This window comes from Streptomyces sp. Root431 (genome assembly GCF_001426585.1).
Classification (GTDB): domain Bacteria; phylum Actinomycetota; class Actinomycetes; order Streptomycetales; family Streptomycetaceae; genus Streptomyces; species Streptomyces stackebrandtii.
Map to the genome: position 1 here is coordinate 260,112 of NZ_LMEI01000007.1, position 20,558 is coordinate 280,669.

Here is a 20,558-nt window from a genome sequence, read left to right on the forward strand (position 1 = left end):
CTCTGACCGGCACACCGCTCGCCGACCCCTCGGCGCCCGTGGCGGGCACCCCCGCCACGGGCGCCGCCCGGCAGGCCTGGCGGCGGCTCCGCACCCGCCCCGCCGCCCTCGTCTCCGCCGGGGTCCTCCTCCTGCTCGTCCTCCTCGCGGTCGCCGCGCCGCTGCTCGCCGCCCTGGAGGGCCAGGATGCGTACGCGTACCACGACGACCTCGTCGACTCGGCCCGCGGCGGCGTCCCGTACGGCTCCTTCGGCGGGGCGAGCGCCGACCACTGGCTCGGCGTCGAGCCCGGCACCGGCCGCGACCTCTTCGTCCGCCTCCTGTACGGAGCCCGGATCTCGCTCCTCGTCGCCGTCGGCGCCACCGCCGTCCAGATCGCCCTCGGCGTCGCCATCGGCCTCGCCGCCGGGCTCGGCAGCCGCTGGGTCGACGGACTCCTCGGCCGGATCACCGACGTGCTCGTCGCCCTGCCGATGCTGGTCCTCGCCATCGCGCTGACCGCCGTCGTCCCCCGCGACTTCCCCCGCCCGCTGCTGCTGATCCTCGTCATCGGCCTGCTCGGCTGGGCCGGCACCTCCCGGATCGTGCGCGCCCAGACGCTCACCCTCAAGAGCCTCGACTTCGTCGCCGCCTCCCGCCTCGCGGGCTCCGGACGGTGGCGGACGGCCCGCCGCGAGCTGCTGCCCGCGCTCGCCGCGCCCGTCATCACCTACGCCGCGATCCTCGTCCCCACCAACATGGTCGTCGAGGCCTCCCTCTCCTTCCTCGGTGTGGGCGTCACCCCGCCCACCCCGTCCTGGGGACAGATGCTGTCGACCGCGCAGACCTGGTTCCGCGCCGACCCCGCGTACGTCCTGCTGCCCGCCGGACTGCTCTTCGTCACCGTGCTCGCCTTCACCGTCCTCGGCGACGCGGTCCGCACCGCCCTCGACCCGCGCGAGGCGAGCCGGCTGCGCGTGGGCACCCGTAAGGAGAACTCCCGATGACCCGCTACGTCCTCAAGCGGCTCGCGGGTGCCGCGCTCGTCCTCCTGGCGCTCTCGGTCCTCGTGTACGCCCTCTTCTACGTGGCGCCCGGCGACCCCGCCCGGCTCGCCTGCGGGGAGCGCTGCAACCCGCAGCAGATCGCCCAGGTGCGCGAGCGGCTCGGCCTGAACGAGAGCGTCGTCGCGCAGTACCTGCACTTCCTCCAGGGCGTGTTCACCGGCCGCGACTACTCCACGGGCACCTCCGTCGTGCACTGCGACGCGCCCTGCCTCGGACTCTCCTACCAGAACGACCAGCAGGTCACCCGGCTCATCATGGAGCGGCTCCCGGCCACCGCCTCGCTCGCCCTCGGCGCGCTCGTCGTCTGGCTCGTCATCGGCGTGGGCACCGGACTGCTCTCGGCGCTGCGCCGGGGCGGCCCGACCGAGCGGATCCTCACGGTCCTCACCCTCGCCGCGACCGGCACACCCGTCTTCATCCTCGGGCTGCTGCTCCTCATGGTCGTCTGCGCCTACCTCCAGTGGCTGCCCTTCCCGAGCTACGTCCCCCTCGGCGAGGACCCCGAGCAGTGGGCCTGGAACATGCTGCTGCCCTGGCTTACCCTCGGCTTCTTCGAATCCGCCAAATACGCCCGTCTCACCAGGAGTTCGACCCTGGAGACGCTCGCGGAGGACCACATCCGCACCTTCCGCGCCTACGGCGTGGGGGAGCGGGCCGTCGTCACCCGCCACGCGCTGCGCGGCGCCGTCCCGCCCGTCATCGCGATCAGCGCCGTCGACCTCGGCTACATGTTCGGCGGGGCGGTGCTCACCGAGTCCCTCTTCGGCATCCCCGGCCTCGGCAAGACCCTCCTCGAAGGGGTGCGCTCGATCGACCTGCCCGTGGTGGTGGGCGTGGTCATGGTGATGGGCGTGGCCGTCGTCCTCGCCGGCGTCGTCGCCGACCTCCTGTACGCCGCCGCCGACCGAAGGGTGGTCCTGACGTGACCCCGCAGAGCACAGGCCCCCTGGTGGAAGTCCGGGACCTCACCGTCGAGTTCGACCGCGAGGGCGACCCCGTACGGGCCGTGGACGGCCTCTCCTTCACCCTCGGCGAAGGCCGCGCCCTCGCCCTCGTCGGCGAGTCCGGCAGCGGCAAGTCCACCGTCGCCGGCGCCCTCCTCGGCCTCCACCGGGGGACGGGCGCGCGCGTCACCGGCACCGTCCGCGTCGGCGGCATCGACGTCGCCGACGCGGACCCCGCCGAACTGCGGCGCCTGCGCGGCGGGGTCGCCGCGATGGTCTTCCAGGACCCGCTGTCCGCCCTCGACCCCTACTACGCCGTCGGCGACCAGATCGCCGAGGTGTACCGGATCCACGCCGGAGGCTCCCGCCGGGACGCCCGCGCCCGCGCCGTGGAGGTCCTCGACCGGGTCGGCATCCCCGACGCGGCCCGCCGCTCCCGCTCCCGCCCGCACGAGTTCAGCGGCGGCATGCGCCAGCGCACCCTCCTCGCCATGGCCCTCGCCTGCGAACCCCGGCTCATCGTCGCCGACGAACCGACCACCGCCCTCGACGTGACCGTGCAGGCCCAGATCCTCGACCTGCTCCACGAGCTCCGGCGCGAGACGGGCACAGCGCTGCTCCTCGTCACCCACGACGTCGGCGTCGCCGCCGAGAGCGTCGACGACGTGCTCGTCATGCGCGGCGGCCGCGAGGTCGAACGCGGGCCCGTGAGCGGGGTGTTGGGCGCACCCTCGGAGCCGTACACGCGCAGGCTGCTCACCGCCGTGCCCCGGCTCGACGGGCCCGTGCGGCCCGCCACCGCCGCGCCCGCCGGCGAGCCGCTCCTCGAAGCGGTCGGCCTGCGGCGGGAGTTCGGGCGCGGCAAGCGTGCCGTGACCGCCGTCGACGGCGTCTCCCTCACCGTCCACGCCGGCGAAACCCTGGGCGTCGTCGGGGAGTCCGGCAGCGGCAAGACCACCCTCGGCCGCATGCTCGTGCGGCTCCTCGACCCGACGGGCGGCCGACTCCGTTACGGGGGTGCGGAGATCGGCGCCCTGTCGGAGCGGGAACTGCGCCCGTACCGCCGCGAACTCCAGATGGTCTTCCAGGACCCCGTCGCCTCCCTCAACCCGCGCCGCTCCGTCGGCGAGTCGATCGCCGACCCGCTGCGCGCGGCGGGGGAGCGCGACGAGACCCGGATCCGCTCCCGGGTGCGGGAGCTGCTCGACCGGGTGGGGCTCGAACCCGACCGGTACGAGGCCTACCCGCACGAGTTCAGCGGCGGCCAGCGCCAGCGCGTCGGCATCGCCCGCGCCCTCGCCGCCGAGCCCCGGGTGATCGTCTGCGACGAACCCGTCTCCGCGCTCGACGTCACCACCCAGGCCCAGGTGACCGCGCTGCTCGCCGAACTCCAGGCCGAACTCGGCCTCGGGCTCGTCTTCATCGCCCACGACCTCGCCGTCGTCCGGCAGGTCAGCGACCGCGTCGCCGTCATGCGCGGAGGCCGGATCGTCGAGCAGGGCACGGTCCGGGAGGTGTACGGCGCGCCCCAGGATCCGTACACGCGCCGGCTCCTCGCCGCCGTCCCGTCCGTCGATCCGGCCCACGCGGCCGAGCGGCGCGGGCGCCGCCAGGAACTGGCCGCCGCCTGACACTCCGTAACCATCCCGGCGCGTACCGCGACAGAACGCGACCGGGGTGGGAAAGTTACGTGCATTCACCCCTTCCAGTGGTGCGACGGACAACCGTCCGTCGCACCACCGGTATCTCCGCTTACGTTCTTCCCGCTGCGAGTCGCCGGACCAACGGGGACCGCCGTCAAGGGAGATCGGGGGTGTACTCGTGCGGATCGGACTGCTCACGGAGGGTGGCTACCCGTACGCCGCCGGTGAGGCCGGACTCTGGTGCGAACGGCTCGTACACGGGCTCGGACAGCACCAGTTCGACCTCTACGCCCTCGGCCCCACCGGCCTCACCCTGCCCCTCCCCCCGAACGCCCGGACCGTCCGCTCCGTCCGCACGGGAGACGTGACCGGCCCCGGCACCGGGCCCGAGGACCACGCACCGAAGAGCACCATCGAGCGCGCCGCCTTCGGCGAGAACCGCGCCTCCCGCCGCGCCTACGGCCGGCGCGAGCGCCGCCGCTTCACCGAGGCCTTCCACGCCCTCGCCACCGGACTCTGCGCCGAACACGACGAGACCTCCTTCGCCACCGGGCTCTACGCCCTCGCCGACCTCGCCCGCGAACGCGGCGGACTGCCCGGCGCGCTCCGCTCCGACGACGCCGTCCGTGCCCTCGAAGCCGCCTGCCGCGCCCCCGGCGCCCGCCGGACCGCCGCCGCGGCCGGCCTCCCCGACCACCTCGCCTTCGCCGACCGGCTCGAGCGCGCACTCCGCCCGCTCTCCCTCGACTGGTACGAGGACGAGGCGCTCGGCGCCGTCGACCTCTGCCACGCCACCGCCGGCGGCACGACCGCCCTCCCCGGCCTCCTGGCCAAACGCTTCTTCGGCACCCCGCTCCTCGTCACCGAGTACGGCGTCCAGCTCCGCGCCCACTACCTCTCGCCGGCCGTCGCCGACCGCTCCGCCCCCCTGCGCGCCCTCCTCGCCGCCCTCCACGGCCGGCTCGCCGCCGAGACCTACGGCCAGGCCGCGCTCCTCACCCCCGGCAACGCCCACGCCCGCCGCTGGCAGGAGAAGTGCGGCGCCGACCGCGACCGGATCCGGACCGTCCACCCCGGCCTCGCCGCCGACCGCTTCGCCGAGGTCGGCGAGGACGAGGAGAGCGGCGACCCGGCCACCCTCGTCTGGGTCGGCCGCGTCGAACCCGCCAAGGACCTCGTCGCCCTGCTCCACGCCTTCGCCGAGATCCGGGCCCGGCAGCCCGACGTCAGGCTGCGGATCGTCGCCGTCCCGACCGGCGAGCCCTGCGCCGACGCGTACCTCACGCACTGCAAGGGCTTCGCGGCACAGCTCTTCCCCGACGAGGCCGCGGGGGCCCACGCCGTCGGGGAGAACCCCGTCACCTTCGAGGAGCTCGGCGGGCCCGAGGCGCCCACCCTGGAGGACACCTACGCCTCCGCCGCGGTCGTCGTCCTCTCCAGCGTCGTCGAGGGCTTCCCGACGAGCCTCGTCGAGGCGATGTTCTGCGCCCGCGCCACCGTCTCGACCGACGTCGGCGCGGTCGTCGAGGTCATCGGCGGCACCGGCCTCGTCGTCCCCCCGCGCAACCCGCGGGCCCTCGCCGACGCGTGCCTCGCGCTGCTCCGCGAGCCCGAGCGCCGCTACCGGCTGGGCGCCGCCGCCCGCGCCCGCGCGCTCGAACTCTTCACCGTCGACCAGAACCTCGCCGCTTTCCGCGGCATCTACCTGGAGCTTCTCTCCCACGCGCCGGTGCGCCACCGCCCCGGGGACGGCGTGCTCTTCGCCCACCCGGCCGAGGCCCACGTGCCGGGCAGCTGGACGCACCAGGCCGTGACCGCGGGCACAGGAGCCCCCGATGCCTGAAGGAGGCACCCCCATGCGCGGCCCCGCCGCCCCCACGAGCCCCGGAGCCTGGGACGCCCGCTCCGAAGCCCTCCTCGGCACCCCGGCCCTGACCCCGGCCGACGCCGGCGCCCTCGACCTCCGCGCCGCCGACGACCCGGCGGACGCCCTGGGCGCCGCACCGCCCGGGATAGCCCCGTCCGCCCCCGAGACCCCGACGTCGGAACCGCCGGCGGCCGACCTGCCGGTGTACGAGGACGTCGACCCGCCCGCGTACGAGGACGTCGACCCGCCCGCGCACGGAGACGCCGAATCACCCGTGTACGAGGACGCCGACCCGCCCGCGCACGGAGACGCCGAATCGCCCGCGCACGGAGACGCCGAACCCCCCGCCCACGGAGACGCCGACCGCCCCGACGCCCCCGAGCCCGGTCTCGCCTGGAGGGCGACGGCCGCGGAGGGGACCGCCACGGCGGAGGAGCCGACCACGGCGGCGGCCGGGCACGGCGCCGTGGCCCCCGTGCCGGCCGCGGCCCTCACGACGGCCGAGGGGCCGGGTGCGCCGGCGCCCGCTCCCTCGGCCTCCACCCCCCGCCCGCGCCGCGGCAACGCCGACCCCGTCAAGGTGCTCATGCACCGGCACCGGGAGCTGTGCGAGCGCGCCGTCGACCCGCTGGAGATCGCCGCCGGGCTCGAAGCTCAGGGGTTCACCGACCGGACCGCCGCCCGCTTCCGGCACCGCGACGTCTTCGCGCTCGCCGAGGAGCTGTACGTACGCGTGCCCCGCGGCGCCGGCACGCCCCCGGCCCCGGCACCGGCCGAGCGGATCCGCGCCCCCTGGCTGCTCGCCGCCCTCGCGCCCGGCGCCGCCGCCGCGCTCGCCGGGCTCGGACTCACCCTCACCCACGGCTCCGTACGCCTCGCCGTCGGCGCCGCCGGAGCCCTCGCGCTCACCGGGGCGCTCCTCCTCGCCGTCCGGCGCGGACCGCTCCGCGCCCCCGGCGGCCGGACCGTGCCCGCCGCCCGCCTCTGGACCCTCTGGCTCCTCGCCTACGCGGTCGCCGGCGACGGCCTCCTGGCGCAGGTCCTCACGGGCGGCCCCGACGGGCCCTGGGCCCTCGCCCCCGGCCCCCTCCTCGCCCTCGCCCTCGCCGTCGCCCCCGCCGCCTGGGGCGCCCACCTCTTCGCGAGCCGGGCCCGCCGCCGGATCGCCGACAGCAGGGGACTCGCGGACTTCGCCGCCGGGGCCCGCCCCCTGCTCCTCGGCACCGTGACGCTCCAGCTCCTCGCCCTCACCGTCCTCCTGGCCCTCACCGGATTCAGCCCGGGGGCCCTCGCCCTCGGCGCGCTCCTGCTGCTGGCCCGGCTCCTCACCGTCCACGGCTTCCCCGAGACGGCCACCGCCGCGCTCGCCGCCGCCTGCGCCGCCGAGGCCCTCGCCCTCGCGAGCGTCCTCGCCGCCCGCATCCCCGCCCCCGGCTTCGACGCGCTCGCCGCCCCCGTGCGCTCCCTCGTCGACGCCGCGGGACCCGGGGCCGTACCCACCCTCGTCTGCGGCGCCGCCGCGCTCGGCCTGCTGGCCCACGCGACCGGCGCCCTCGCCCGGGCCTCGGCCCACGCCACCACCTCGTGAATCCCCCGCCCTCCCGCGGAGCCGACGCCGCGGGCGTGCCCCGTCACCTCTCTCATCACCCCGCAAGGAGACCGAAGACCATGACCCCTCAATCCCAAGGACCGGCCGGTCGGCACGTAGGGGCCGCACGATGAGGGTGCTACTGCTCGGAGCCAACGGCTTCATCGGCCGCTTCGTCGCCGACCGGCTGCTCGCCGACCCGGCCGTCCACCTCACCGCCCTCGGCCGGGGCGACGACGCCGACGTGCGTTTCGACCTCGCATCGGGCAGCCCCGGCGCGCTGACCCGCTTCCTCGACGCGGTCCACCCCGGGGTCGTCGTCAACTGCGCGGGCGCCACCCGCGGCGGCGCCCGCGAGCTGACCCGGCACAACACCATCGCCGTCGCCACCGTCTGCGAGGCCCTGCGCCGCAGCGGCTGCGGCGCCCGGCTCGTCCAGGTCGGCTGCGCCTCGGAGTACGGGCCGAGCCAGCCCGGCTCCTCCACGGCCGAGGACGCCGTACCCCGCCCCGGCGGGCCGTACGGAGTCTCGAAGCTGGCCGCGACCGAACTCGTCCTCGGCTCGGGCCTCGACGCCGTCGTCCTGCGGGTCTTCTCGCCCGTCGGCCCCGGCACGCCCGCCGGCTCCCCGCTCGGCCGCCTCGCCGAGGCGATGCGCCGCGCGATGCAGGCCGGGGACGGCGAGCTCAAGCTCAGCGGACTCGGCGTGCAGCGGGACTTCGTCGACGTACGGGACGTGGCCAGGGCCGTCCACGCGGCCTCGCTCTCCGCCGCCCAGGGCGTCGTCAACATCGGCACCGGCCGCGCGGTCCGGCTCCGGGACGCCGCCGCCGTCCTCGCCCGGGTCGCCGGCTACACCGGCAACCTGCACGAGCTGGACGCCCCGCACGGCATGCAGCAGCGCCCGATGATCGGCGCCCCCCGCTCCGAGGGGACCATCGCCGACCAGCTGGCCGCCGCCCCCTACCCGTACCCCGACGGCTGCGGCCCCTGGCAGCAGGCCGACGTCAGGACCGCCCGCGACCGGCTCGGCTGGCGGCCGCGGATCAACCTGGAGGAGTCGCTCGCCGACATCTGGATGGAGGCGGCGTGTCGCATCTGACGACGACCACGGCCACGGGGGCGGTCCAGGCCCTCGGCGTGGGCGTCCCCGGCTACGCCCACCCGCTGCTCGCCCCGGTCGAGTGGGCCGAGCTGACCCGCCCCGGGACGCCGCTGCACTGGGCCGTGCTCAATGTCGCGGACGGCCCGGGCAGCCGCCCCGACCCGCACTGTCTGGAGGCCGCCGGGAAGCTCCGTAACGCCGGGGTCCGAGTCCTCGGGCATCTGGACCTCGCCCACGGATCCCGGCCCTTCGGGGAGCTGGTCTCGGACGCCCACCGCTTCCTCGACTGGTACAAGGTGGACGGCTTCTACCTGGACCGCGCCCCCTCGGACCGGGCCGACCTGCCCGGGACGCGGCGGCTCACGGCCACCCTGGAGGCCGTCCTCGGCGGCGAGGCGCACCTCGTCCTCGGGCATGGCACGCACCCCCACCCGGGGTACGCGGAGACCGCCGACCAGCTGGTCACCTTCTCCGGCTCGTGGGTGGACTACCGCTGGTCGCAGGTGGCGGAGTGGACCGCCGACTACCCGGAGGCGAAGTTCGTCCACCTCGTCCACGGGGTCCCGCGCACGCACCTCGACGAGGCGCTGCGGGTCGCCCGCTGGCAGGGGGCCGGGACGATCTTCTTCACCGACCGCGCGGGGGGTCAGGGACAAAGCGCTGCATTTCACTCGCTGCCCGGCTACTGGGACGAAATCGTCTCGCGGATCGGACCGGGTGTCTCGGAATGAGGAGGGGCGTGGCAGTGTTACGGGGAGAACAACCGTACTGACATACCGACAACCGGAGTCCCCGTGTCGCTGCCACCCCTGGTCGAGCCGGCTGCCGAGCTCACCGTAGACGAGGTCCGCAGGTACTCCCGCCACCTGATCATCCCGGACGTCGGGATGGACGGGCAGAAGCGGCTGAAGAACGCCAAGGTGCTGTGTGTCGGCGCCGGCGGTCTCGGCTCGCCGGCGCTGATGTACCTGGCCGCCGCCGGCGTGGGCACGCTCGGCATCGTGGAGTTCGACGAGGTCGACGAGTCGAACCTCCAGCGCCAGATCATCCACAGCCAGGCCGACATCGGCCGCTCGAAGGCCGCGTCGGCGCGCGACAGCGTGCTCGGCATCAACCCGTACGTGAACGTGATCCTTCACGAGGAGCGGCTCGAAGCCGACAACGTGATGGACATCTTCAGCCAGTACGACCTGATCGTCGACGGCACCGACAACTTCGCCACGCGCTACCTGGTGAACGACGCCTGCGTGCTGCTGAACAAGCCGTACGTCTGGGGTTCGATCTACCGCTTCGACGGCCAGGCCTCGGTCTTCTGGTCCGAGTACGGCCCCTGCTACCGCTGCCTCTACCCGGAGCCCCCGCCGCCGGGCATGGTCCCGTCCTGCGCCGAGGGCGGTGTCCTGGGCGTGCTCTGCGCGTCCATCGGCTCCATCCAGGTCACCGAGGCCATCAAGGTGCTCGCCGGCGTGGGCGACCCGCTGGTCGGCCGCCTGATGATCTACGACGCCCTGGAGATGCAGTACCGCCAGGTCAAGGTCCGCAAGGACCCCGGCTGCGCGGTCTGCGGCGAGAACCCCACCGTCACCGAGCTCATCGACTACGAGGCCTTCTGCGGCGTCGTGTCCGAGGAGGCCCAGGAGGCGGCGCTCGGCTCGACGATCACTCCCAAGCAGCTCAAGGAGTGGATCGACGAGGGCGAGAACATCGACATCATCGATGTGCGCGAGGTCAACGAGTACGAGATCGTCTCGATCCCCGGCGCCCGCCTGATCCCGAAGGGCGAGTTCCTGATGGGCACCGCCCTCCAGGACCTCCCGCAGGACAAGCGCATCGTCCTGCACTGCAAGACGGGTGTCCGCAGTGCGGAAGTCCTCGCGGTGCTCAAGGCCGCGGGCTTCGCCGACGCCGTGCACGTCGGCGGCGGCGTGATCGGCTGGGTACACCAGATCGAGCCCGAGAAGCCGGTCTACTAGGCCGCACGGTCACACGGAGAAGGGCCCGGTCCTCGTCACGAGGACCGGGCCCTTCTCCGCGTTCACGAGCAGGTCGTGCCGTACGCCGGGACCGTGCCCTTCAGGAAGTACGCGTCGACCTTCTTCGTCACGCACGGCGACGTGCCGTAGGCACCGTGACCCTCGCCCTTGTTCGTGACGAGGATGCCGACGCCGTCCCCCAGCTCCTTCGCCATCTTCTCCGCGCCCTCGTACGGGGTCGCCGGGTCGCCGGTCGTGCCGACGACCAGGATCGGGGCCGCGCCCGGCGCGCTCGCCTCCGGCGTCGACCGCTCGCCCTTCACCGGCCAGTTCGCGCACCAGCCGGCCGTGTCCCAGGCGAGGAACGCCCCGAAGACGGGGGACAGCCCGCGGAACTCCGGGATCAGCGCCTTCGCCTCCGCGGCGGTCGGGCGCTCGCTGGAGTCGGCGCAGGAGATCGCCCGCTGGGAGTGCGACTGGGTCGCGTAGTGGCCCTTCGCGTCCCGGTCGTTGTAGTAGTCGGCGAGTTCGAGCAGGGCGCCGCCCCTGCCCCGCTCGGCCTCGGCCAGGGCCTGGGTGAGCAGGGGCCAGTTGGACTGCCCGTACAGCGTGACCGCGATGCCCGTGAGCGCGAGGCCCTCGGTCAGCCGGCGGTCGCCGACGGCCAGCGGCTCGCGGTCCAGCTTCTTCAGGAGGCGCGCGATCCGCCGCGTCCCGGCCTTCGGGTCCTCGCCGGTGCTCTTCAGGTAGTTGTCCAGCGCCCGCTGGAAGCCGATCGTCTGGTGGCGGGCGTGCCCGGCGGTGTCGGCGGTCGGGTCGACGACCGCGTCGAGGACGAGCCGTCCCACGCGCGAGGGGAAGAGGTGGGCGTACGTGCCGCCGAGCTGCGTCCCGTACGACATGCCGAAGTAGTGGAGCTTGTCGTCCCCGAGGACCTGCCGGACCAGGTCCAGGTCGCGGGCGGTGGCGGTGGTCGTGGTGTGCGGGAGGACCGTGGCCGAGCGGCGGGCGCAGCCGGCGCCGAAGGCGGTGTTGTCCTTGAGGTACGCGGCCTCCTCGGCGGCCGTGTCCGGGGTGAGGTCCACCGAGGCCTCGGCGGCGGCCTGCTCGGCGTCGTCCCGGCAGACCACGCCGGCGCTGCCGCCCACACCGCGGGGGTCGAAGCCGACCAGGTCGTAGCGCTCGCCCAGCTTCGCGTACTCGGTGGCCGCCTGAGGCAGGATGTCGACGCCCGAGGCGCCGGGGCCGCCGAAGTTGAAGAGGAGCGAGCCGATCCGGCCGCCCTTGTCGGTGGCCTCCTTGCGGATCAGCGCGACCGGGGTCGTGGCGCCCTCGGGCTTCGCGTGGTCGAGCGGCACCTTCACCGTCGCGCAGCGCCACTCCGGACCGGGCCGCTGCCCGCTCTCCGGGGCCTCGCAGCGCTTCCAGTCGGGGCGCTGGCCGGTGAGGGCGGCGGGGAGCGGCGGGACGGCGGCGGGCTCCGAGGGCTTGGCGTCGGTGGTCGCCGGCGGGGTGGTGGTGGCGGACGGGGCCGCTGCCGTGGCCCCCTCGTTCCCGCCGCTCGTACAGCCCGCGACGAGCAGCCCGGTCACGGCGAGCACCGTCATGCGTACACGTATGGACATGCGTTCCCCCAGGATCCCGGCAAGGCGGCCATCCTAGGGGGGCGTCACTTGCAGACGGTCCCGGAGGCCGGCAGCTTGCCGTCCAGGAGGTACGCGTCCACGGTCTTCTTCACGCACGCGTTGCCGCTGTTGTAGGCGCCGTGGCCCTCGCCCTCGTAGGTCACCTCGACGCCGACGCCCTTGCCGAGCGCGTTCACCATCGCGCGCGTGCCCTCGTACGGTGTGGCCGGGTCGCCGGTCGTGCCGACGACCAGGACCGGGGCCGAGCCGGGCGCGGAGACGTCCGGGTTCTCCCAGGTGCCCGGTACCGGCCACTGCGAGCAGCTCGCCAGCGCCCAGCCCATGAAGTCGCCGAAGACGGGGGAGGCCTCGCGGAACTCGCCGAGCCGCTCCTTGGCCTGGCCGAGGGTGTAGCGCTCCTTGAAGTCGACGCAGTTGATGGCGGCGTTCGCGGCCTGGATGTTGCTGTAGCTGCCGGTTTGGCTGCGTCCGTTCATAGAGTCGGAGAGCGAGAGCAGCAGGGCGCCGTCGCCGCCGTCGGCCGCTTCGAGGCCCTGTTCCAGATAGGGCCAGTACTCCTTGGAGTACAGGGCCTGCGCGATGCCGTTGGTGGCCTGCGTCTGCGTCAGCTCGCGGGAGCCGATGCCCGGGATCGGCTTCTTGTCGAGCGAGGCCAGGAGGTCGGTGACGAAGGATTCGACCTCGGCGACGCTCGTACCGGGCAGGGTGCACTCGTCGCCGCGGTCCACGCAGTCCTGGGCGAAGTTGTCGAGGGCGAGCTGGAAGCCCTTCGCCTGGCCGAGGGCGCCTTCCTCGACGCCCGCGTCGGGGTCGACGACGGCGTCCAGGACGGCCCGGCCGACGTTCTCCGGGAAGAGGTGGGCGTAGACGCCGCCGAGTTCCGTGCCGTACGAGATGCCGAAGTAGTGGAGTTTGTCGTCGCCCAGGACCTGGCGCATCAGGTCCATGTCCCGGGCGGCGTTCTCGGTGCCGACGTGGGGGAGGGCCGCCCCCGCGTCCTGCTCGCACCCGGCCGCGTACTTCTTCTGCGCGTCCGACAGGGTCCGCTCCTCGGCCGCGTCGTCGGGCGTGAAGTCCAGGGCGTAGTACGCGTCGAGCTCCTTGTCGGTGGCGCACTCGACGGGATCGCTGCGGCCCACCCCGCGCGGGTCGAAGGAGACGAGGTCGTAGCGGGAGCGGAGCGACTCGTACTCGTTGGCGAAGCCCGGCAGGCCGGTGATGCCGGAGCCGCCCGGCCCGCCGAAGTTGAAGAGGAGCGAGCCGATGCGGTTGTCGCTGTCGCGGGCCTTGGCCCGGATGAGGGCCAGCTCGATGGTCTCGCCCTCCGGCTTCGCCCAGTCCAGCGGCGCCTGGAGGAAGGAGCACTCCCAGGGGGTGCCGCCGGGGAGCGGCGAGGGCGCGGGCCCGCCGCCCTCGGCGGCGGACGGCGCCGTGCAGGGGGCCCAGACCAGTTTCTGCTCCGTCAGCGCCGAGAGTCCGGCCGAGCCGGACGGCTTCGTCGCCGCGGCCGTGTCGTCCGCGCCGTCCGAGCACCCGGCGGCGAGCAGCACGGTCGTGGCGGTGATCAGGGCGGCGCGCTGGGCGGCGGAGATCGGCATAGGCCCATCGTGGGCCGCGGTCCGGACCTCCGCGCGGGGCGGAGGTCCGGACGGGTGGCGCACCTCTGTGCCGCAGGCCGCGCTGCGGCCGTGGCTGCGGCACGCCTCGCGGACCCCGACTACAGCGCTCCGCGTTTCGTCAGCCAGTTGAAGCAGATCCAGCCGGGCAGCACCGGGAGCCACAGGGTCAGCAGGCGGTACAGCAGCACCGCCGGGGTGGCGACCTCGATGGGGAGACCGACGGCGAGCAGACCGGCGATGAGCGCGCCCTCGACCGCGCCGACACCGCCCGGGGTCGGCGCCGCCGAACCGAGCGCGTTGCCCGCGAGGAAGACGACGGCCACGCTCGCGTAGCTGACGGTGTAGTTGCCGTGGCCGAAGGCCCGGATCGACGCGTCCAGGCAGAACACGAACGCGCCGGTCAGGAGCAGCATCCCGCTGATGCCGGTCAGCAGCTTCATCGGCCGCTGGAGCACGTCCAGCATGCGCGGCACCACACCGGCGAAGAGCGACCGCAGCCGCGTCGACACGAACTTGCGCATGAACGGGATGGCGGTCACCACCAGGACGATCACCGCGACCGTCAGCAGTCCGGCGATGACCGTCCTCGACGGGCTGAACGACTGCGTCTTCTCCGTCCCCGTCAGATAGCCGAAGAGGAGCAGGAGCAGGATGTGCGCCCCGAGCCCGAAGAGCTGCGAGGCGCCGACGCTCGCCACCGCGAGCCCCGGCCGTACACCGGAGCGCTGGAGGAAGCGGGTGTTCAGGGCGACGCCGCCGACCGCCGCGGGCGCGACGATCTTCACGAACGAACCGGCGACCTGCGCCACCACCGTCCGCCAGAACCCGACGCGCTCCGGGACGAAGCCCAGGAGGCTCATCGCCGCCGCCAGGTAGCTGACGGCGGAGAACAGGACCGCCGCCGCCACCCACCGCCAGTCCGCCTCGCTGACCGTCGACAGCGGCGTACTGGCGATCTGCGACAGGAGGAAGTACGCGGCGACCGCGCCCGCGATCATGCTGATCAGGGTCCGCGGCTTGATCCGCTCCAGACGGACCGGCTCCACCGGCGCCTGCGGGCGGATCAGCAGCACCTGCTGCCGGATCTGGGCCAGCAGGTCCTCGTCGCGGGCCTCGTCGAGCGCCGTGTCGAGCGCCTTCTTCTCGGCCTTCCGCTCGGCCTTCTTCTCGGCCTTCGTCTCGGACCGCACGACGGTCGTGTCCGCCGTCCTGTCCGCCGCGGCCTCGGCCTTCGCCAGCTCCCGCTCGTGCTTGGCCGCCTCGGAGGCCGCGAGTACGGCCTCGCGCTCGCGCTGCGACCGCTCCCGGGCCAGCCTCCGCAGCGTCGCGCGCGTGGAGCGGCTCAGGGCGATCGGCTGGAGCAGCGGCAGGCAGTCGGCGACGCTGTCCGGGCCGAGGATCTCCACGGCCGCCGCGACCGCCCGCTCCGCCCCGACCCGCAGGCCGAGGGTGGTGAGCAGCTGCGCGATGTCCATCCGCAGGATCAGGTCCCCGGCCGCGATCTCGCCGCCCCGCAGGTCGGTCAGGAACACCCTGCCGGAACGATCCACCAGAATCGCGTCGCCCGCGAGCCTGCGGTGGGCGATCCGGCGCGACTGGAGCGCCCGCACCTGCCGCCAGGCGCCGCGGACCAGCTCGTCGGTGATCTCCTTGTCGTCGAGCGAGTCCAGGCTCCGGCCGCCGATGTGCTCGTACACGAGCATCACGGCGTCGGGACCGAGCTCCGAGGTGGCGATCAGCTTCGGTGCGTTCGCCCCGGCGGCGATCGCCGCGTAGGCGAGGAGCGCCTCCTGCTCCAGGGCCTGGCGCAGCGAGACGATCGAGCGGCGGGTGGTGATCGTCCGCAGCGTGATCCGGCGCCACATCCGGTAGAAGAAGCCGTGTGCCTGCTGCTCGCGGTCGACGACGGTGACGTCGAGCGGAGCCCCCTCCTCCAGGGTCACGATGTACCGGCGGCCCCGGTCGCCGATGTCCGACGCGTCCGGCACGCCCTCGGCGCGCAGCGCGGTCACGGGGCGGAAGCCGACCCGGCGCAGGCCGGCGAGGAGCGTCTGGCCGGTGGGCCGGACGTTCGGGGAGCCGACCGCGTACAGCGTGCCGTAGGCCACGGTCCAGCCGATGAGCACGGTCAGGATGATCGAGAGCGCCGTGGTGTAGCCGGCCACCAGCATCGTGAACGCGTCGAGCAGCAGCACCGCCCAGAGCGACACCCGCCAGCGGGGTCTGCGGGCCATGCCGACGGCCGTCATGTACGCGATGACCGGGGCGAGGTAGTTGTGCACCGGGTCGGTGAGCCCGCCGCCGGACTGCGGCTGCGTCAGCGCGTCCTGGATCGTGCCGGGCGCCGCCTGGGCGACCCAGAGGTCGACGGCGAGCGTGACGCCGTGCGCGAGGACGGCGGCGAGGACGCCGTCGGCGATGCGCAGCCCGTCCCGTTTGATCAGCCGTTCGATGGCGAAGGCGACCGGGACCAGCAGGACGGCGATGGAGGAGACGAGACCGGCGATCTTGACGAAGACGTCGGGTGCGCCGACGGCCCCCTTGTTGATGTCCTCCTCGAGGCCCGACGTCGTGGCGTGCGCGAAAGCGGCGATGGCGATGACGAGGGCGATGGCGAGGAGACCGGCGAGCAGCCGCATCAGGTCGGAGGGCCGGTGGACGCGGGCGGCGAGCAGGGGTTCGTCCCCCGAGACCCGCTCGGGCGCGCCGGACTCGCCCTCCTCGGGAGGGTGGGTGTCCTGCCCCATCATCGTGTCCGTCTCTGCATGCGCGTGGTGTCGTTCCGGCTGTCGCTGTCGGTCTTGTGCTTGCTCGTGGTCCCGTGTTTGTTCTCGTTCTTGTTCTTGTATGTGTCGCTCTTGATCTCGTATCACCAGTCACCGCCCGGACGATGGTGGCATGAAGAGCCGCCGCGCGGAGGCATCAGGGCCATGTCGGTGGGGTGAGGCAGGATGAGGCGGATGAGCGTGGAGGAACCCGTGGGGGAGACCGGAGAACTGCCCGAGTACGCGGAGCGGGTGCTCGACGTCGCCGACGGGATCCCGCCCGGCCGGGTGATGACCTATGGCGACGTGGCCGAATGGCTGGGCGAGGGCGGGCCGCGCCAAGTGGGCCGCGTCATGGCCCTGTACGGCGGGACGGCGCCGTGGTGGCGCGTGGTCCGCGCGGACGGGACGCTGCTCCCCGGGCACGAGCTGAGGGCCCTCGGCCACTACCGCGAGGAGGGCACGCCGCTGCGTGAGGCGGGCCCGGCGGCGGAGGGACACGTCCCGAGGATCGACATGCGGCGGGCGCGCTGGGACGGAAGTCACACCTGAGGTCCGAGGGGGTGTCCGGGAGCCGAAGCGGTACGGGGTACGGCGCCGGATCCGGCGCGGAGCACGGCCCGGAGTACGGCTCGGCGGCGGTCCGTTTCGCGTAACGTCGACGTTCGCGTCTTCCGCGGCGACGGCCGCCGCACACGGGCGCCTCACCCGCACCACTCCATCCCCCAGGACCGGCGAACCACGTGAGCTCCTCCTCCACCACCCGGCACACGCCGCACCAGGGACAGCCGTACCCGGGTCCGGGCCGGCAGCGGACCCCAGGCGCGTACCGGCTGGTGCGCACCGCGCCGGCCCCACTGGTTCCCCCCCAGCTGGACGCAGCCCAGCGGGAAGTGGTTGACCACACCCGAGGCCCGCTTCTCGTCCTCGCCGGACCGGGCACGGGAAAGACGACGACCCTCGTCGAGTCGGTCGCCGCCCGGATGGAGCGGGGCGCCGACCCCGAGCGCCTTCTCGTCCTCACCTTCAGCCGCAAGGCCGCCGTCGAGCTCCGCGACCGCATGGCCACCCGGCTCGGCGGCCGCCGCCCGCCGCAGGCGACGACCTTCCACTCGTACTGTTACGCCCTCATCCGCGCCCACCAGGACGCCGAGCTCTTCGCCGAACCGCTGCGGCTGCTCTCCGGACCCGAGCAGGACCTCGCCGTGCGCGAGCTGCTCGCCGGCCAGATCGACCTGGAGAAGGCGGGCCTCGGGAGCGTCGGCTGGCCCGACGAACTCCGCGCCTGCCTCACCACCCGCGGCTTCGCCGACGAGGTCCGGGCGGTCCTCGCGCGCTCCCGCGAGCTGGGCCTCGGCCCGGACGCGCTCGCCCGCTTCGCCGAGCGGGTCGGGCGCCCGGACTGGAAGGCGGCGGCCGGCTTCCTCGCCGAGTACCTCGACGTCCTCGACCTCCAGGGCGTCCTCGACTACACGGAGCTCGTCCACCGGGCCGTCCTGCTCGCCGGGAGCGTCACGCTGCCCGCGTACGACGCGGTGTACGTCGACGAGTACCAGGACACCGACCCGGCACAGGTCCGGCTCCTGCACGCCCTCACCGGCGGTTCGACAGGGGCCGCCCGAAGGGCGTCCGTGAGGGGCGGTGGCCGGGCGGCGGGCGGGACCACGGTCGTCGCCTTCGGCGACCCGGACCAGTCCATCTACGCCTTCCGGGGCGCCGACGTGAACGGCATCCTCGACTTCCCGGCCGCCTTCGGAGGCGGCGGCGTCCAGGTCCTCCGCACCTCGCGCCGTGCGGGCGCGGAGCTCCTCGGGGCGACCCGCCTCCTCACCCAGCGGATGCCGCTGACCCGGCTCCCCTCCGACAAGGTCCGGGCCCACCGGGAGCTCGCCGCGGCGCGGGACGGGGGCCGGGCCGAGGCGTACACGTACCCCACGGCCTCGGCCGAGGCCGAGAACATCGCCGACCTGCTGCGCCGGGCGCACCTGGAGGACGGCGTCCCCTGGCAGGACATGGCCGTCCTCACCCGCGCCTCCTCCTCCCTCCCCTCCCTCCGCCGAGCCCTCACCTCGGCAGGCGTCCCGGTGGAAACGGACGCCGCGGACACCCCCCTCCGCCACGAACCGGCCGTCGCCCCCCTCCTGCTCGCTCTCCGAGCGGTCGCAAAACAGGGAGCGGCGCACCCGACGGCCCCGGCCGCGAACGCGCCCGCGCCTTCGTCGGACCCGGTTGCCGACGGGCCCGCGCCCTCGCCGGACCAAGTTGTGGCCGCCCCCGCGTCTTCGTCGGACCTCGTCGCGGCCGAGCCCGAGCCCGAGCCAGCGCCTTCGCCGGACCCGGTCGCCGAAGCCGATCCCGCCCGGCCGGCCGAGGCCCCCGCGCCACCGGCCTGGCTCAGCGTCGAGACCGCGCTCGAACTGCTCGCCTCGCCCCTCGCCGGCGTAGACCCCGCCGACCTCCGCCGCCTCGGCCGCGCCCTCCGCGACGAGGAGCGGGCCGGCGGGAACAAGGTCCCGCCGCCCTCCGACGTCCTGCTGGCGAGGGCCCTCGCCGAGCCCGAGCGGCTCGTCGCCCACGACCCCTCGTACGCCCGCGGCGCCCGCCGCCTCGGCGACCTCCTCCGCGAGACCCGTACGCTCCTCGCCGCCGGTGGCACCGCCGAGGAGGCCCTCTGGCTGCTCTGGAACGGCACACCCTGGCCCGGCCGCCTGGAGCGCGCCGCCCTGCGCGGCGGCCCCGCCGGGCGCAACGCCGACCGGGACCTCGACGCCGTCTGCGCCCTCTTCGAGACCGCCGCCCGCGCCGAGGAGCGCGTCGGCGGCCGCGGTGTCCTCAACTTCCTCGAAGAGCTCGACGCCCAGGACATCGCCGCGGACACCCTCACCCGCCGCCACACCCGCCCGGACGCCGTCCGCCTGATGACCGCCCACCGTTCCAAGGGCCTGGAATGGCGGTTCGTGGTCGTCGCGGGCGTCCAGGAGGGCCTCTGGCCCGACCTGCGCCGACGCGGCTCCCTCCTCGAAGCCGACCGCATCGGCCGCGACGGCCTCGCCGAGCCCCTGTCCCCGGGCGCCCTCCTCGCCGAGGAGCGCCGCCTGTTCTACGTCGCCGCCACCCGCGCCCGCGACCGCCTCGTCGTCACCGCGGTGAAGGCCCCGGCCGAGGACGGCGACCAGCCGTCCCGTTTCCTCACCGAGCTCGGCGTCGAGCCGAAGGACGTCCCAGGCCGCCCCCGCCGCCCCCTCGCCGTCTCCGCCCTGGTCGCCGAGCTCCGGGCGACGACCGTCGACCCGGACGCCTCGCCCGCGCTCCGCGACGCCGCCGCCCACCGCCTCGCCTCCCTCGCCGCGCTGACCGACGAGGAGGGCCAGGCGCTGGTGCCCGCCGCGCACCCGGACCGCTGGTGGGGCCTGTTCGAGCCGACGCGGAGCACGGTGCCGCTGCGCGACCGCGACCAGCCGGTCTCCCTCTCGCCGAGCGCCCTGGAGAACCTCGCCACCACCTGCTCGCTCCAGTGGTTCCTGGGCCGCGAGGTCAAGGCCGCGGCCCCGGCCACCGCCGCCCAGGGCTTCGGCAACGTCGTGCACGTCCTCGCCGACGAGGTCGCCTCCGGCCGCACCCCGGCCGACCTGGACGTCCTCATGGCCCGCCTGGACTCCGTCTGGGACGCGCTCGCCTTCGACGCCCCCTGGAAGTCGGCCCAGGAGAAGGCCCACGCGCGGGTGGCGCTCGAACGCTTCCTCCAGTGGCACGTCATGGACCGCGGCGGCCGCACCCCCGCCGCCTCCGAGCACGGCTTCGACGTGACCCTGGAGGCGGGGGAGTACGAGGTCCGCATCCGGGGCTCCATGGACCGCGTCGAGACCGACGAGCACGGCCGCGCGTACGTCGTCGACTTCAAGACCGGCAAGTCGGCACCCACCCGGGACGAGGTCGCCCACCACCCGCAGCTGGCCGTCTACCAGCTGGCGGTGCGGGAGGGCGCTCTCGACGAGGTCTTCGACGGGCACCGGCCGGAGCCGGGCGGCGCCGAACTCGTACAGCTGCGCCAGGCCGCTCCGAAGAAGGAGGGCGGGGACGCGCTGCCGAAGGTGCAGGCCCAGGAGCCGCTCGAAGGCGAGTGGGTCGGCGACCTGCTCGCCACCGCCGCCGGGCGCGTCCTCGACGAGCGCTTCACCCCGACCACCGGCCAGCACTGCGCGAACTGCGCCTTCCGCGCCTCGTGCAGCGCCCAGCCGGAGGGCCGCCAGATCGTCGAATGACGGCGTACGCGGAGCATGTGCGGATCATCACGTTCCGCTTAGTACATCCTTTGTTCGCTTTCGCACGTCACTCTTCACGGCGTCCCGCATAAGGACGCTG

At 74.4% G+C, this 20,558-nt stretch carries 13 protein-coding genes; 10 read left to right on the plus strand and 3 right to left on the minus strand.

Annotated features, from left to right (window positions below):
- Nucleotides 1-38: 38 nt before the first annotated feature.
- The 8 genes from ASC82_RS08460 (at nt 39) to moeZ (ending at nt 10,166) form a co-directional block, all read left to right on the plus strand.
- Nucleotides 39-986, plus strand: a complete 948-nt coding sequence (locus tag ASC82_RS08460; RefSeq protein WP_056644859.1) for an ABC transporter permease — start codon at nt 39-41, stop codon at nt 984-986.
- Complete coding sequence (locus ASC82_RS08465; RefSeq protein ID WP_056643836.1) at nt 983-1,972, plus strand: ABC transporter permease; 990 nt, start codon at nt 983-985, stop codon at nt 1,970-1,972. The genes ASC82_RS08460 and ASC82_RS08465 overlap by 4 nt, the downstream gene beginning before the upstream one ends.
- Complete coding sequence (locus ASC82_RS08470; protein WP_056643838.1) at nt 1,969-3,621, plus strand: ABC transporter ATP-binding protein; 1,653 nt, start codon at nt 1,969-1,971, stop codon at nt 3,619-3,621. Before ASC82_RS08465 ends, ASC82_RS08470 begins: the two co-directional genes overlap by 4 nt.
- Before the next feature lie 190 nt (nt 3,622-3,811).
- Nucleotides 3,812-5,476 carry a glycosyltransferase gene (locus ASC82_RS08475; protein ID WP_056643840.1) on the plus strand — a complete coding sequence of 555 codons (1,665 nt, stop codon included), beginning with the start codon at nt 3,812-3,814 and terminating at the stop codon, nt 5,474-5,476.
- 13 nt (nt 5,477-5,489) lie between these two features.
- Entirely contained in the window at nt 5,490-7,088 is a 1,599-nt protein-coding gene (locus tag ASC82_RS31005; RefSeq protein WP_056643842.1) for a hypothetical protein, read from the plus strand.
- A gap of 130 nt (nt 7,089-7,218) precedes the next feature.
- Complete coding sequence (locus ASC82_RS08485; protein ID WP_056643844.1) at nt 7,219-8,190, plus strand: NAD-dependent epimerase/dehydratase family protein; 972 nt, start codon at nt 7,219-7,221, stop codon at nt 8,188-8,190.
- The gene (locus ASC82_RS08490; protein ID WP_056643846.1) at nt 8,178-8,924 is read left to right on the plus strand and encodes a spherulation-specific family 4 protein; all 747 of its coding nucleotides are present in this window, start codon (nt 8,178-8,180) and stop codon (nt 8,922-8,924) included. Before ASC82_RS08485 ends, ASC82_RS08490 begins: the two co-directional genes overlap by 13 nt.
- Before the next feature lie 63 nt (nt 8,925-8,987).
- A complete protein-coding gene (moeZ, locus tag ASC82_RS08495) occupies nt 8,988-10,166 on the plus strand; it encodes an adenylyltransferase/sulfurtransferase MoeZ (RefSeq protein ID WP_024759121.1) in 1,179 nt (392 codons plus the stop codon).
- A gap of 62 nt (nt 10,167-10,228) precedes the next feature.
- Here moeZ and ASC82_RS08500 read toward each other — a convergent pair whose 3' ends face one another.
- The 3 genes from ASC82_RS08500 to ASC82_RS08510 form a co-directional block, all read right to left on the minus strand.
- Nucleotides 10,229-11,791, minus strand: coding sequence for an alpha/beta hydrolase (locus ASC82_RS08500; protein WP_056643848.1), 1,563 nt, complete (start codon nt 11,789-11,791; stop codon nt 10,229-10,231).
- Between the two features lie 44 nt (nt 11,792-11,835).
- Nucleotides 11,836-13,410, minus strand: a complete 1,575-nt coding sequence (locus ASC82_RS08505) for an alpha/beta hydrolase (protein ID WP_056643849.1) — start codon at nt 13,408-13,410, stop codon at nt 11,836-11,838.
- Between the two features lie 119 nt (nt 13,411-13,529).
- Entirely contained in the window at nt 13,530-16,178 is a 2,649-nt protein-coding gene (locus tag ASC82_RS08510) for a lysylphosphatidylglycerol synthase transmembrane domain-containing protein (protein WP_056643851.1), read from the minus strand.
- A gap of 204 nt (nt 16,179-16,382) precedes the next feature.
- Between ASC82_RS08510 and ASC82_RS08520 the strand changes: the two genes are divergently transcribed.
- Both ASC82_RS08520 and ASC82_RS08525 read left to right on the plus strand, forming a co-directional pair.
- The gene (locus tag ASC82_RS08520) at nt 16,383-16,748 is read left to right on the plus strand and encodes an MGMT family protein (protein ID WP_056643855.1); all 366 of its coding nucleotides are present in this window, start codon (nt 16,383-16,385) and stop codon (nt 16,746-16,748) included.
- A 191-nt stretch (nt 16,749-16,939) separates the two neighbouring features.
- Nucleotides 16,940-20,458: an ATP-dependent DNA helicase gene (locus tag ASC82_RS08525; RefSeq protein WP_056643857.1), complete on the plus strand. Its 3,519-nt coding sequence runs from the start codon at nt 16,940-16,942 to the stop codon at nt 20,456-20,458.
- Nucleotides 20,459-20,558 lie beyond the last annotated feature (100 nt).